Annotated in this window: 11 protein-coding genes; 5 read left to right on the top strand and 6 right to left on the bottom strand. The window is 64.7% G+C overall.

Annotated features, from left to right (window positions below; translation table 11 throughout):
- Positions 1 to 151: 151 nt before the first annotated feature.
- The 3 genes from M2427_RS32505 to pcsA form a co-directional block, all read right to left on the bottom strand.
- On the bottom strand, positions 152 to 1,126 hold the full coding sequence (locus M2427_RS32505) for a quinone oxidoreductase (protein WP_280710891.1): 975 nt from the start codon (positions 1,124 to 1,126) through the stop codon (positions 152 to 154).
- A gap of 75 nt (positions 1,127 to 1,201) precedes the next feature.
- Positions 1,202 to 1,930, bottom strand: a complete 729-nt coding sequence (locus M2427_RS32500; protein WP_280710890.1) for a TerC family protein — start codon at positions 1,928 to 1,930, stop codon at positions 1,202 to 1,204.
- Positions 1,927 to 2,652, bottom strand: coding sequence for a phosphatidylcholine synthase (gene pcsA / locus M2427_RS32495; protein ID WP_280710889.1), 726 nt, complete (start codon positions 2,650 to 2,652; stop codon positions 1,927 to 1,929). Before pcsA ends, M2427_RS32500 begins: the two co-directional genes overlap by 4 nt.
- Before the next feature lie 128 nt (positions 2,653 to 2,780).
- Here pcsA and M2427_RS32490 point away from each other — a divergent pair, with 128 nt between their 5' ends.
- Positions 2,781 to 3,965, top strand: a complete 1,185-nt coding sequence (locus tag M2427_RS32490; RefSeq protein WP_280710888.1) for a UbiH/UbiF family hydroxylase — start codon at positions 2,781 to 2,783, stop codon at positions 3,963 to 3,965.
- A gap of 18 nt (positions 3,966 to 3,983) precedes the next feature.
- Here M2427_RS32490 and M2427_RS32485 read toward each other — a convergent pair whose 3' ends face one another.
- The gene (locus tag M2427_RS32485; protein ID WP_280710887.1) at positions 3,984 to 4,937 is read right to left on the bottom strand and encodes an AEC family transporter; all 954 of its coding nucleotides are present in this window, start codon (positions 4,935 to 4,937) and stop codon (positions 3,984 to 3,986) included.
- A 107-nt stretch (positions 4,938 to 5,044) separates the two neighbouring features.
- On the opposite strand from M2427_RS32485, the gene hspQ reads away from it, so the two are divergent.
- Positions 5,045 to 5,377 carry a heat shock protein HspQ gene (gene hspQ / locus M2427_RS32480; RefSeq protein WP_018317973.1) on the top strand — a complete coding sequence of 111 codons (333 nt, stop codon included), beginning with the start codon at positions 5,045 to 5,047 and terminating at the stop codon, positions 5,375 to 5,377.
- A gap of 101 nt (positions 5,378 to 5,478) precedes the next feature.
- On the opposite strand, the gene M2427_RS32475 is transcribed toward hspQ, so the two are convergent.
- Positions 5,479 to 6,297 (bottom strand): invasion associated locus B family protein, encoded by an 819-nt coding sequence (locus M2427_RS32475; protein WP_280710886.1) that lies wholly within the window; start codon positions 6,295 to 6,297, stop codon positions 5,479 to 5,481.
- Between the two features lie 259 nt (positions 6,298 to 6,556).
- Between M2427_RS32475 and M2427_RS32470 the strand changes: the two genes are divergently transcribed.
- The 3 genes from M2427_RS32470 (at position 6,557) to M2427_RS32460 (ending at position 11,237) form a co-directional block, all read left to right on the top strand.
- Positions 6,557 to 8,422: an extracellular solute-binding protein gene (locus M2427_RS32470; RefSeq protein WP_280710885.1), complete on the top strand. Its 1,866-nt coding sequence runs from the start codon at positions 6,557 to 6,559 to the stop codon at positions 8,420 to 8,422.
- Between the two features lie 4 nt (positions 8,423 to 8,426).
- Positions 8,427 to 9,929, top strand: a complete 1,503-nt coding sequence (locus M2427_RS32465) for a class I adenylate-forming enzyme family protein (protein WP_280710884.1) — start codon at positions 8,427 to 8,429, stop codon at positions 9,927 to 9,929.
- 84 nt (positions 9,930 to 10,013) lie between these two features.
- On the top strand, positions 10,014 to 11,237 hold the full coding sequence (locus M2427_RS32460; protein ID WP_280710883.1) for a GGDEF domain-containing protein: 1,224 nt from the start codon (positions 10,014 to 10,016) through the stop codon (positions 11,235 to 11,237).
- 39 nt (positions 11,238 to 11,276) lie between these two features.
- On the opposite strand, the gene M2427_RS32455 is transcribed toward M2427_RS32460, so the two are convergent.
- The gene (locus M2427_RS32455) at positions 11,277 to 12,401 is read right to left on the bottom strand and encodes an acyl-CoA desaturase (RefSeq protein ID WP_280710895.1); all 1,125 of its coding nucleotides are present in this window, start codon (positions 12,399 to 12,401) and stop codon (positions 11,277 to 11,279) included.
- Positions 12,402 to 12,595: the final 194 nt, after the last annotated feature.

Raw genomic sequence — 12,595 nt, 5'->3', positions numbered from 1 at the left:
TGCCGTCGCCAGGAAGCTTCTAACCGTGCTCAACGCAATGATGCGCGACCGAAAACCTTATATGATCGCCCCATCGACATAACAGTTGCCGGATCTGCGCTCCGCTTCGCTGCGCTTGTCCGGGACACGGGAGAGGACGACGACGAAAAATCTACGGCTTCAAGATCGACGCGCCTGTCGTCTTCCGGCTCTCGAGGTCGATGTGGGCCTTCGCGGCATCCTTGAGCGCATAGGCATGGTTGATCGGCACGTGGAGCTTGCCGTTGATGACGGCGGAGAACAGCGTGTCGGCGCCTTCGAGCAGCTCCTTGCGCGTGCCGACATAGTCGTTGAGCTTGGGCCGGGTCGCAAATAGCGAGCCGTGATTGTTCAGCTCGGCGATCGAGAACGGCGGCACGGGCCCTGACGCGTTACCGAAAGAAACGAACATGCCGCGCGGCTTCAGGCACGACAGCGAGCCTGGGAAGGTCGATTTGCCGACGCCGTCATAGACGACGTCGCAGCCCTCGTTGCGGCTGATCTGCTTGACGCGCGCGACGAAGTCTTCCTCGTTGTAGAGGATGACGTGGTCGCAGCCATTGGCCTCCGCGAGCTCGGCCTTCTCCCGCGAGCCGACGGTGCCGATGACGTGGGCCCCTAGCGCCCTCGCCCATTGGCAGGCCAAGAGGCCGATGCCGCCGGCGGCCGCATGGATCAGCACGCGATGATGCGGCTCGACCTTGAAGGTCTTGTGCAGCAGATACCAGACCGTCAGGCCCTTCAGCATCAGCACCGCGCCCTGCTCGTGGGTGATGTGGTCGGGCAGCTTGACCAGCTTCTCCCAGGGGATGTTGCGCTCGCTCGCATACGCGCCGAGGTTGTGATAATAGGCCACGCGGTCGCCGGGATGGAAATTGGTCACGCCCGGCCCGACCGCGACGACCTCGCCCGAGGCCTCGTTGCCCGCGATGAACGGCAGACCCGGCGCCTTGTAGAGACCGGTGCGGTAATAGACGTCGATGAAGTTCAGGCCGACCGCGTGCTGGCGAATGCGCACCTCGCCGGGTCCGGGCGCCGGCAGCTCGACGCTCTCATAGACCAGGGCCTCGGGGCCTCCGACCTTGTGCACACGGACGGCTTTGGTCATTGCCTGACCTCCTCTTCGCATCCGCCAGCGAAAGACATCGCGCCTGCCTTGTCAACTCGACCCAGGTTGGAACGATTACCGCTTGTCGGCCTTCTTGCGATTGCGCTTGGCCAGCACGTTGAAGAATTCCACCGCTGCCGAGAACGCAATTGCGAAATAGATGTAGCCGCGCGGGATGTGGAATTTGAATCCATCCGCAACGAGGGCGACGCCGATCAGCACCAGAAATGCCAGTGCCAGCATTTTGGTGGTCGGATGCTCCGCGACGAATCGCGCAACCGGTCCGGAGGAAATGTACATGATCACGCAGGCGATCACGACCGCCGCGATCATGATCTCGAGGTCCTGCGCCATGCCGATCGCGGTGATGATCGAGTCCAGCGAGAACACGATGTCGATGACGATGATCTGGGCGATCACCCAGAAGAAGGCACTGCCGCCGGATTGCTGCTTGCCCTTGTCGTGATCGGGCTCGACCTCGGCGTGGATCTCATGCGTCGCCTTGGCGATCAGGAACAGGCCGCCGCCGATCAGGATGAGGTCACGCCACGAGAAATCGTAACCACCGAACGAAAACACCGGCGCGGACAGGCCGATCAGCCAGACCAGCACGCTGAGCAGGATGATGCGAAAGACCAGCGCCAGCGCCAGCCCGATCTGACGGGCGCGACTGGCCTGCGGTTCGGGGATCCGCGAGACGATCACCGACAGGAAGATGACGTTGTCGATGCCGAGCACGATCTCGAGCGAGGTCAAGGTGAGCAGCGCAGCCCAGGCCTCGGGGCTGGTCAACAGATGCATCATGCGAAGGACCTTGCCAGGCGGATCAATGCGTCGCTGAAGGCGATCCAGAGCGCGATCGCGCAGAGCGCGACGGTGACGCCGGTGCCCGCACGGAAATCCATCTCCAGCGCATAGAAGGCGAGCACGCCCCACACGACGATCAGCGACATCGTCAGCCAGCGCAGCCGCACGACGCGTACCGGGTGCAGCACATGGAACGGAACGAAGGTCAGCACCACCAGCGCCGCGACCAGCAGCGTCGACGACAGCGGCGGCCAGTGCAGCAGGAACAGATAGAACGCCGCCGCATTCCACAGCGCCGGAAAGCCGCGAAAATGATTGTCGTCCGCTTTCATGCGCAGATCGGCGAAGTACAATGCGCTGGTGACGATGATGGCGATCCCGAGCAAGGGCGCTGCGACCGGCAGCAGCAGCCCGCTCGCCACGATCGCATAGGCCGGCACAAAGACATAGGTGACGAAGTCGACCACGAGATCGAGCACATCGCCCGACCAGTTCGGCTGCACGGTCTTGACATCGAGCAGACGCGCAATCGGCCCGTCGATGGCGTCGATGATCAAGGCAACGCCCAGCCATCCGAACATCGCCGCCCAGTGCTCGCGCACGGCCTCCATCATGGCCAGCAGCGCAACTGCCGCGCCGAAGGCGGTGAAGATGTGAACCGAAAACGCCGCGGCACGGATCGCGGGTCTCGGCTTGAGGGAATCCTCTTGGCTATCCATGGCTCCTGCTACCAGAATGGGACCGGTTTGCACATCCGCCGTCGCGGCATTGCGCCCCGCTATCAGTCATAAAATCAGGCAAAATAGGTGGGCTTGAATTTGCCGCGGGGCGTGTCAAATGTCCTGTCATGACAGACGCAACCACAATCTTTGACGCAGCCATCATCGGCGGTGGACCGGCAGGCCTTGCCGCCGGAATCGCATTGGCACAGCGAGGGGCGCGGACCGCGCTGGTGGCGCGGCGGCTGCCCTATGCCGATAACAGGACCACCGCGCTGCTGGGAGCCTCCATCGATCTCCTGGAGAGCCTCGACGTCTGGTCGCATTGCAGGGACAAGGCGGCCGCACTCGAAATCATGCGCCTTGTCGACGATACCGGCCGGCTGTTCCGCAGTCCCGAGGTCCGGTTCTCCTGCCACGAGATCGCGCTCGATGCCTTCGGTTACAACATCGACAACCGCTCGCTGATGCTGGCGCTCGAAGCGCGCGCGGCTGATTTTGCCAACCTTGTCCGTTTCGACGACGAGGCCGAGAACGTCGTCATCGAGGCCGATGATGTTGCGATCCGGACGGCCTCCGGACAATTCCTGACCGCGCGACTGGTGGTCGGGGCCGACGGCCGGCATTCGCTGTGCCGCGAGGCCGCCGGCATTGCGGTGACGCGGCGCGACCTGACGCAGACGGCGCTGACCTTCAACGTCAGCCACACCAGGCCGCACCGGAACGTCTCCACCGAGTTCCATACGGCCCACGGTCCCTGCGTGTTCGTGCCCCTGCCCGGCAACCGCTCCAGCATCGTCTGGGTTTCGGCCCCCGCCGAGGCCGAACGGCTGCGGGCCTTAAGCGACGAGGAACTCTCCGCCGCCATCGAGAAGCAGTCGCATTCCATCCTCGGCCGGATGACGGTCGAGCCCGGTCGCAATCTGTTCCCTCTGGCGATCGAACGGCCGCAATCCTTTGCGCGCGACCGGATCGCGCTGGTCGGCGAAGCCGCCCATGTGGTGCCTCCGATCGGCGCCCAGGGCCTCAACCTCGGCCTGCGGGATGCGGCGGACATTGCCCGGCTCGCCGGCGAGGCCATTACGTCGGGCCAGGATCCCGGAGCGGACGATGTGCTCAAACGCTATGACCGGGCGCGGCGTCCGGACATTCTGAGCCGGACCTTCGCGATCGACATCGCCAACCGCTCGCTGCTCAACGACTTCCTGCCGCTGCAGCCAGTCCGCGCCATCGGCATGCACCTGCTGGGTGCCATTGGTCCGCTCCGGCGTTTCGCGATGCGCGAAGGCCTGACGCCGACGTGGCGCAGATAATTTTGGCTCAGGTAGCCTCTACGGAAACACCAGCCGCCCCGTCTGCAGCAGCCACATCACGCTGGTCAGCGTGACCACCGACGCGAACGTGCCGAGCAGCACGGCAACGGATGCGGATTCGATCCAGGCATCGTTTTGCCGCGCGATCACGAACACGTTGAGCGCCGGCGGCAGCGAGGCCATCAGGATGGCGGTCGCGGCCCAGGGCTGTGCGAACGGACCGAACGCCAGCATCAGGGCAAACGCCGCGAGCGGGTGGATCAGCAGCTTCACCGCGATCACACCAGGCACTTCCCAGGGTACGCGATCAAACGGGCGCAGTGCCACGGTCACGCCGAGCACGAACAGCGCGGTCGGCGCCGCCGCGTTCTGGAGGAAAGTGATTGTGCGGTCGAGCGCGACTGGCAGCTCGATATGCAGCGCGGCCACGGCCGCGCCAAAGCAGGCCGACATGATCAGCGGGTTGAGCACGATCTGTTTCAGCACCACGCCGAAGGCGTGCGCGATCGAGGGATGGTCGCGGTCTGACAGCTCGATCAGGAGGGGCACGATCGTGAACAGGAAGATGCTGTCGCAGCAGAAGATCAGCGCGGTCGGCGCTGCCGCCTTTGACCCGAGCACGGCGAGCGCCAGCCCCGGCCCCATATAGCCGATATTGCCATAGCCGCCGGAGAGGCCCGCGAGCGTCGCTTCACGCAGCGTCAGCCCGCCAAGCACCTTGCCGGCCACCAGGGCGATCGTGAACGCCGCCATCGTCGACAGCGTGGTCGCGACCAGGAATGGCGGGTTGTTCAGCTCCGAGAACGGCGTCTTCGACATGATTGCAAACAGCAGCGCCGGCAGCGACACGTAGAGCAGGAAGAAGTTCATCCAGGCGAGGCCCGATTCCGGCAGGGACTTGGCCTTTCCGCAGGCGAATCCGACGAAGATCAAGCCAAAATAAGGTAGCGCCAGATTGAGGATATCGGCCATTGATAAAGCGTTTTCTGAAGGCTTGGGGGCTATCCGCCCCTTAACGGCAGGTTAATTCCGAATTCAGGCCACTAGCATCGGCCACAATCCTGGTCTATCGACGAAGGATGATTAAAGCGCGGACAGCCAAATTCCAGATCGGACAGGTCGTGCGCCACCGGATCTTCTCGTTCCGGGGGGTGATCTTCGACATCGATCCGGAATTCAACAACACCGAGGAGTGGTGGCTGTCGATCCCCGAAGAGGTGCGGCCCCACAAGGATCAGCCGTTCTACCATCTGCTCGCGGAAAACGCGGAGTCCGAGTACGTCGCCTATGTCTCCGAGCAGAACCTCTTGCCCGACGAGTCCGGCGAGCCGATCCGGCATTCCCAGGTGGCCGAGATCTTCATCAAGAACAAGGATGGCGGTTACCGCCCGCGCAATCCCTCGCTGAACTAATTAGGCGATCCGTTCCGGCTCCACGTTTTTCGTCGCTACCAAGCGGCCAGCAAAAAAGGCGCCCGATCGGGCGCCTTTTCCATGTTGGTATTTGAACCCGATTACTTCTGGGGGGCCGGAGCTGCGCCGGGCGCACCACCCTGCTGCTCCAGCTTCTTGCGCTGCTCGTCGGCCTTCTTCTGCAGCTCTTCCTGCAGCTTCTTCTGGGTTTCCTCGAAAACCTTCGGATCGGTCGGCGGACCGTCATAGGCCTTCTGGAATTCGCCGGCGAGCGGCAGCGGCAGGGTCAGCGGCTGGCCGTTGGCGTTGATCGCCTGAACCACGAGGTTCTGGCCCTTCTTCAGGTTGGCGATGAGCTCGGCCGTCGCCTCGTAGTCCGACATGCAGCCGTTCTGGAAGCAGATCACATACGGGCTCTGCAGCGGCGCGTTGTTGTCGACGATGATGCGGGTGCCGTGCACGAGCTGCATGCCGAGCGGCAGCGTCACGCGCAGGATCTTCTTCGGCTCGCCTTCCGGCTCGATGATGACAGCGGCGATGACCGGCTGGCCTGATTCGATGCGACCATCCTTGCCGGTGAAGCACACCTGCTTGGCATTGGCGTCCTGGCCCTTGAGGCAGAACTTGGTCCAGGGGGCGTAGATCAGCTGGATCTGCTGATCCGCGGGCTGAGCGCCCGGCGCAGCCGGCGCACCCTGCTGGGCCGGAGGAGCCTGCTGGGCCTGGGGAGCCGGCGCGGCCGGAGCCGGAGCCTTGGGAGCAGCCTTCGGCGCGGCCTTCGGGGCAGCCTTGGGGGCGCCCGGAGCCGGTGCGGGAGTCTGGGCTTCGGCGGCAAACGGAATGGCCAATGCCGTCGCCGTCAACAGGGCGAGAACTCGCCCGCGCGGCCGGACGGACGCGGCCAAATAACGGAAATTCATTGCAGAAAACCCTTTCTGAACGGGAAGTGCCCGAACCGCTCCGACACGCCGAACAAGCCGCCTTGGGTGCGGCTCTCTCCCCGTCAATTGAGGCAGATAAGTGACGGGCTCGGCGCTGTTGCGCGATTGCGTGCCTTCTTAACGTGGCCGACGAAAAGATCAATGCCGACAAGTGTCTTTGACTGCATCCAGGCGGGGGCCCGGTGAAATCCCTGTGATAGGCTTCGGACCCAGGCGGCCCTCGAATCAACGTGTCCGAATGTTCATGTTCCAGCGCCTGCGCGAGGGCCCAAGCGTCAGCAGCCTTGTCCGCCTTTGCAGTCTCGCGTTCGCCTTCACGACCTTCACCCTCTGCCTGTGGACGAGTGGTAGTCGAGCCGAGGAAGCGCATGCCATCGCGATGCACGGCAAGCCGGCGATGCCGGCCGATTTCACCCACATGCCCTACGCCAATCCGGACGCCCCCAAGGGCGGCCGGCTGACCTGGGGCCTCCTCGGCACGTTCGACAGCCTCAATCCGTTCATCGTGAAGGGGTTGGCCGTGCAGCCAATCCGCGCCTACGTGGTCGAGAGCCTGCTGGCACGCGGCCAGGACGAGCCGTTTACGCTCTACGGGCTGCTCGCCAAGACCGTCGAGACCGATGCGGAGCGGAGCTACGTCACGTTCCGCATCGATCCCCGCGCCCGCTTCTCCGACGGCAAGCCCGTCCAGGCCGAGGACGTGCTGTTCTCCTGGCAGCTGTTGCGAGACCATGGCCGACCCAACCTCCGGCAATATTACGCCAAGGTCGCCAAGGCCGAAGCGCCCGATCCCCTCACCGTCCGCTTCGATCTCGCAGGCGCCAATGACCGCGAGCTGCCGCTGATCCTCGGCCTGATGCCGATCCTGCCGAAGCACGCGGTCGACGTCGCGACCTTCGAGGAGACGACGCTATCGGCGCCGATCGCCTCGGGTCCCTACCGCGTCACGGCGGTGAAGCCCGGTGCCAGCGTGACGCTCTCGCGCAATCCCGATTATTGGGGCCGCGATCTTCCTGTTAATCGCGGGCTGTTCAATTTCGACGAGATCCGGCTGGACTATTATCGCGAGGCCAACGGCCAGTTCGAAGCCTTCAAGCGCGGCCTCTATGATTTCCGCGTCGAGAACGAGCCGTTGCGCTGGCACGATGGCTACGATTTTCCGGCCGCCAGAAGCGGCGAGGTGATCCGCGACACTTTCAAGCCCGGCACGCCCCAGCCTTCGGAATTCCTGGTGTTCAACACCAGGCGTCCTGTATTCGCCGACATCCGCGTGCGCCAGGCGCTGACGCTGCTGTTCGACTTCGAGCTGGTCAACCGCAACTATTTCTTCTCGCTCTATTCGCGCGTCGCCGGTTACTTTGCGGGCTCCGACCTGTCGGCCTATGCGCGCCCCGCAGATGCGCGCGAGCGCGAGCTGCTCAAACCGTTTGCTGCCCAGATCCCTGAATACATCATGGATGGCAGCTACCGGCTGCCCGTCACCGACGGCTCGGGGCGTGATCGCAACACGCTGCGCGCGGCGCTGAAGCTGTTGTCGGATGCCGGCTACGATCTCGACGGCACCGTGCTGCGCAACCGCGTGACCAAGGCGCCCTTCACCTTCGAAATGCTGGTGACGACCCGCGACCAGGAGCGCATTGCGCTCGCCTTCCAGCGCGACCTCAAACGCGCCGGCATCGAGCCGAGCGTGCGCTCCGTCGATCCCGTGCAGTTCGACCAGCGTCGGCTGGCCTACGAGTTCGACATGATCCAGAATCGCTGGGACCAGTCGCTCTCCCCCGGCAACGAGCAGTATTTCTATTGGGGGAGCGCGGCCGCGGATAGTCCGGGCACCCGCAACTACATGGGCGCCAAGGACCCCGCGGTCGACGCCATGATCAAGGCGCTGCTGGAGGCCCGTGATCATACGGATTTCGTCGCCGCTGTGCGGGCGCTGGACCGTTCCCTGATCGCCGGCTTCTACACAATCCCCCTGTTTAACGTATCCGAGCAATGGATCGCGCGGTGGAATCGGATAGAACGACCATCGACCACCGCGCTGTCCGGCTACCTGCCGGAGACCTGGTGGTCGAAGGGTGAGCCTCAAGCCAGTCCAGCGAAGTGACGCCGTGAACCAGCCAGCCGTATCGCCGACGCTCGACACGCTGTTCCAGCGGACGCTGATGCGGCAGCCGCACGCAGCCGCCCTGCTCGACCCCCTCAACAAATCCCGCGTCACCGGCCACCAGCCGCGGCGGATGACTTACGCCGAGGTCGACACCGCCATCGAGGCACTGTCGGCGCATTTCGTCGAATCGGGCCTGCCGGCCAATTCAGTGATCGCGATCCAGCTGCCGGCGACGGTCGAGTTCGTGCTGACGGTACTCGCCGCCCATCGCGCCGGCCTCGTGGTCGCGGTGCTGCCGCTGCTGTGGCGGCAGGCCGAACTTGCGGCTGCGCTCAATCGTACCGCGGCGCGCGCGATCGTCACCATGAGCAAGGTCGACAGCGTCAGCTATGCCGATCTTGCCATGCATGCAGCCGCCGAGGCGTTCTCGATCCGCCATGTCTTCGGCTTTGGGGCCGATCTGCCCGAGGGCATGGCCTCGCTCGACGAGGTGCTGGCGCGCCCACCCGGCGCCACGCGCGCCGTGATCCAGGACGGCCGCAAGGCGGCGATGATCTCCTTCGACGTCACGGCCGAGGGTTTTCGCCCAGTGCCGCGGCCGCATTTCAGCCTGATCGCGGGCGGGCTGGCGATGTCGCTGGAAGCCGACATCCAGCAGGGCGCGACCGTGATGGCCGCGTTCGCGCCGATGTCGTTCGCAGGCCTCGCTTCCTCGCTGGCGGTGTGGCTGCTCTGCGGCGGCACGCTGGCGCTGCATCATCCGTTCGAGAGCGAGGTGCTGGAGCAGCAGATCAACGAGCACGCATGCGACGTGCTGATCGCACCGGCGCAGCTTGCTCTGCGGCTCGGCGATTCCGGTCTGGCGGCGCGGATGCCGACCTTGCGCAACGTCATCGGGCTCTGGCGTGCGCCGGAGCAGGTGGCGGCGAGCGAAGCCTGGATCGCGCCGCATGCGCCGTTGACGGACGTCTATCTGTTCGGCGAGGCCGGCCTGTTCGGCGCCCGGCGCGGCGAGGACGGCGTTCCGGTCGCGGTGATGCCCGGGCCACACGGCGCGCCCCGCGAGCAATCCGGCTCCTCGATCGCAGGCGATATCCTGCTGACCCCTAAGGGCACGCTGGGCCTGCGCGGCCCGATGGTGCCAATCGCAGCCTACGCGCCGCCGCAGCCGGTCGGCGAGACGCTGACGGCGCAGCCGCCGCGCGACTATGTCGACACCGGCTATGCCGCACGGATCGACCGCGCCAGCGGCGCCATCTGTATCACCGCACCGCCATCAGGCATCATGGCCGTGGGTGGCTACCGCTTCCTCTCCAACGACCTGCAGGAATGGGCGCGGCGGCTCGGCCAGGGCGCGCTGCTTACCGCCTTGCCCGACCGGCTCTCGGGCCATCGGCTGGCAGGCCGGGCCCAGGACAACGCCCGCGCCCGCGAGGCGCTCAGCGAACTCGGCCTTAACCCCCTGATGGTCGAGGCTTTTCGGGACCGCAGCGGGCCGGCCTAGGCACAGTTTTGCCTGAAGCATTGACGCTGCATTAAGGCGGCGAGACTAGATTGCGAGCATCGATTGCGTGATCAGAGTCGTTGAATGTCCCAGGCGGGCCCGATCCTGTTTGTATCCAATGCCGAACGCCCCGCCTTCATCGCGGCGTTTGACGAGGCCCGTCTCTTCCCGGTCGTCGACAGCGATTGGGCGAGCGCCGCGCGCGCCGTCGAAGAGGTGCAGCCGGCGGCCGTGCTTGCCGCGATGTCCAGCGGACACGAGCAGCATATGCCGCTCCTCGCAAAGAAGATCGCCGATCAGCCGCTTTACCTGCCGCTGGTCGCGCTCGATGCGCAGAGCTCACTGCCTCACAACGCACTGCCGTTCTCAATGCGCGGCGATTCCGCCGAACGCCTGATCGCGCGCCTGCGCGCCGCCATCCGCGTCCGCACGCTGCATGCCACCGTGCTGCGCCGTCTGCCGGAGGTAAAGGTCGCGCTGCCGGAGAGCGATCCGGTGCGCGATGCCATCGTGCTCCTGATCGGTCGCGGCGCCGCCTACCCTGCGCTGTCCGTCAAACTCGGCGAGCGCACCGGCGTCGTCGGCGCGCTTTCGATCGAGGCAGCGGCAAAACATCTCAACACCCGCGACATCGACGGCGTCGTGCTCTCCGACGGTTTTACACCCCGCGTCACCGATGCCTTCCTTACGGTGCTCGCCGAGGACACCCGCTTCCGCAACCTGCCCGTGGTCGTCACCGCGCACCAGCTCACCCAGAGCTACGACCTGCCCAATCTCGAGCTGATCGCAGGCGAGCCCGCCAAGGTCGCGGCGAACGCGCTACCCTTGATCCGCCAGCACGCGATGGAAGCGCAACTCAGCCGCACGCTGCGCTCGATCGACGCCGGCGGCTGGCTCGATCCGCGCAGCGGCCTGCTCACGGTGGAAGCCTTCGCCCGCGATTTTTCCAAGGCCGTGGAGCAGACGCTCGCCCGCGGCGGCGGCCTGTCGGTCGCGCGCTTCGCCTTCGACCCCGGTAATCCCCGCGCGCAGCTCGATGCCGCGCGCATTCTCAGCCGCCTGATGCGGCAGATGGACTTTGGCGCCGCGCAGAAGGACGGCTCGGTGATCGTGGTGTTCGCCGAGACGGATTTCCGAACGGCGCATATGATCGCGCGGCGTTTGTCCGCAGTGATGAGGCACACCTCGAACGGCAAGCATGAGATGCGCAGCGACCCCGTGGTATCAGTGGATTCGCTGTCGCCGTCGGATACGGCACGGTCGCTGCTGGGGCGGCTGTCGGCGGATGCCTCGCGGGCAGCGTCCTAGCCATCCGTTCGCGACGCCTCCGGGAGAAATAACTGCGCGCTAAACGCGACCCTTGGATTTCGCGTGGGTCGCCAGAGCGGGCGCGGCCAGGAGAAAACCGACGGAGTCATTCAAGAGTTCGTAGGCGCGGTCGACGATGTCGTCCAGGGATATGGTCTTGGCGAACATGCGCTGCGCTTCGGCCAACAACTGATCGCGGGTCGGCATGCTGGACAGGCGAAGATCTGCCCGGTGCTGCAACTGATGGAGCGTGTCCCGCACCGACAATTCGGTCTCGTGGATCGACGCCCTGATCGCATGCGCGATGTGCTCGGGATTGAAGCGAGCGGCGAGCTGCTCGGCCGCCTGCTTGACCACGCGTGATCCCAGCCGATGCTCATTGCGCAGAACCTGCTCGGGCGGCATCTTCAGATCCCGCACAATCCCGAACCAGGACAAGGCCACCAGAACGTAATAAGTGAGATCAATCTCGTACCAGTGGAAGCCCTGTCGCACGCTCGCCTGGTAGGCGTGATGGTTGTTGTGCCATCCCTCGCCCATCGTCAGCAGGGCCAGCAGCCAGTTGTTGCGGGAGTCATCACCGGTCACATAGCGCTTGCGCCCGTGACCATGGGCGAGCGAGTTGATGCAGAACGTGGCGTGATAGAGAAGAACGGTGCTCCAGAGAAATCCGACCACGAGCCCCGACCAGCCCGCAACCAGGAAGCATAGACCCGCGAGCACGATCGGCGGCAACAGCTCCAGCCGGTGCAGCCACATCAACTCGGGATAAGACGCCAGATCAGCGACTTTCACCAGGTCGGTCGCATCGTGCTGCCGGTAAAAGATCCAGCCGACATGGCTGTACACGAAACCCTTGTGCCGGGGTGAATGCACATCCTGCACTGTGTCCGAGTGAAGATGATGGTGGCGGTGCTTGGCAGCCCACCAAAGAACGCTCTTCTGAGCGCTGCTCTGGGCAAGGAAGGCCAGGATGAACTGGAACACCCGGCTCGTTGCGTAGGATCGATGCGAGAAGTACCGATGATATCCGCCGGTGATCCCGAACATGCGCAACCAATACAACGCGGCGCACGTCGCAACCGCCTGCCACGTGACGCCAGACCAGACCGCAGCAACGCATCCCACGTGGATCAAGACGAACGGCAGGACCTGCGGATACATGACATCGTCGTGGTCGCGCTCTGACTTCTGGCCCGAACCGGTATTGATGGACACGCGCACGACCTCAGCTGTTTCGACGTGCGGGCCACCCCGCAACCGGTATAAAAAACCCGCGGCCGGTAAACCAGTCGCGGATCGACGGATACGGTACGCAGGACTCAGTTAGCAAATTCGGAATCTGGCGGCTGGTTGGT

The sequence above is a fragment of the Bradyrhizobium sp. BR13661 genome (assembly GCF_029892425.1).
Taxonomy (GTDB): Bacteria; Pseudomonadota; Alphaproteobacteria; order Rhizobiales; family Xanthobacteraceae; genus Bradyrhizobium.
Note: the sequence above shows the minus strand (reverse complement) of the source record. Positions and strands in the feature narration are given on the sequence as shown.

What these genes read in the sequence shown, in the direction of transcription:
- M2427_RS32505 (WP_280710891.1), bottom strand. Translation starts at nt 1,126, where the DNA reads ATGACCAAAGCCGTCCGTGTGCACAAGGTCGGAGGCCCCGAGGCCCTG.
- M2427_RS32500 (WP_280710890.1), bottom strand. Translation starts at nt 1,930, where the DNA reads ATGATGCATCTGTTGACCAGCCCCGAGGCCTGGGCTGCGCTGCTCACC.
- pcsA (WP_280710889.1), bottom strand. Translation starts at nt 2,652, where the DNA reads ATGGATAGCCAAGAGGATTCCCTCAAGCCGAGACCCGCGATCCGTGCC.
- M2427_RS32490 (WP_280710888.1), top strand. Translation starts at nt 2,781, where the DNA reads ATGACAGACGCAACCACAATCTTTGACGCAGCCATCATCGGCGGTGGA.
- M2427_RS32485 (WP_280710887.1), bottom strand. Translation starts at nt 4,937, where the DNA reads ATGGCCGATATCCTCAATCTGGCGCTACCTTATTTTGGCTTGATCTTC.
- hspQ (WP_018317973.1), top strand. Translation starts at nt 5,045, where the DNA reads ATGATTAAAGCGCGGACAGCCAAATTCCAGATCGGACAGGTCGTGCGC.
- M2427_RS32475 (WP_280710886.1), bottom strand. Translation starts at nt 6,297, where the DNA reads ATGAATTTCCGTTATTTGGCCGCGTCCGTCCGGCCGCGCGGGCGAGTT.
- M2427_RS32470 (WP_280710885.1), top strand. Translation starts at nt 6,557, where the DNA reads ATGTTCATGTTCCAGCGCCTGCGCGAGGGCCCAAGCGTCAGCAGCCTT.
- M2427_RS32460 (WP_280710883.1), top strand. Translation starts at nt 10,014, where the DNA reads ATGTCCCAGGCGGGCCCGATCCTGTTTGTATCCAATGCCGAACGCCCC.
- M2427_RS32455 (WP_280710895.1), bottom strand. Translation starts at nt 12,401, where the DNA reads ATGTATCCGCAGGTCCTGCCGTTCGTCTTGATCCACGTGGGATGCGTT.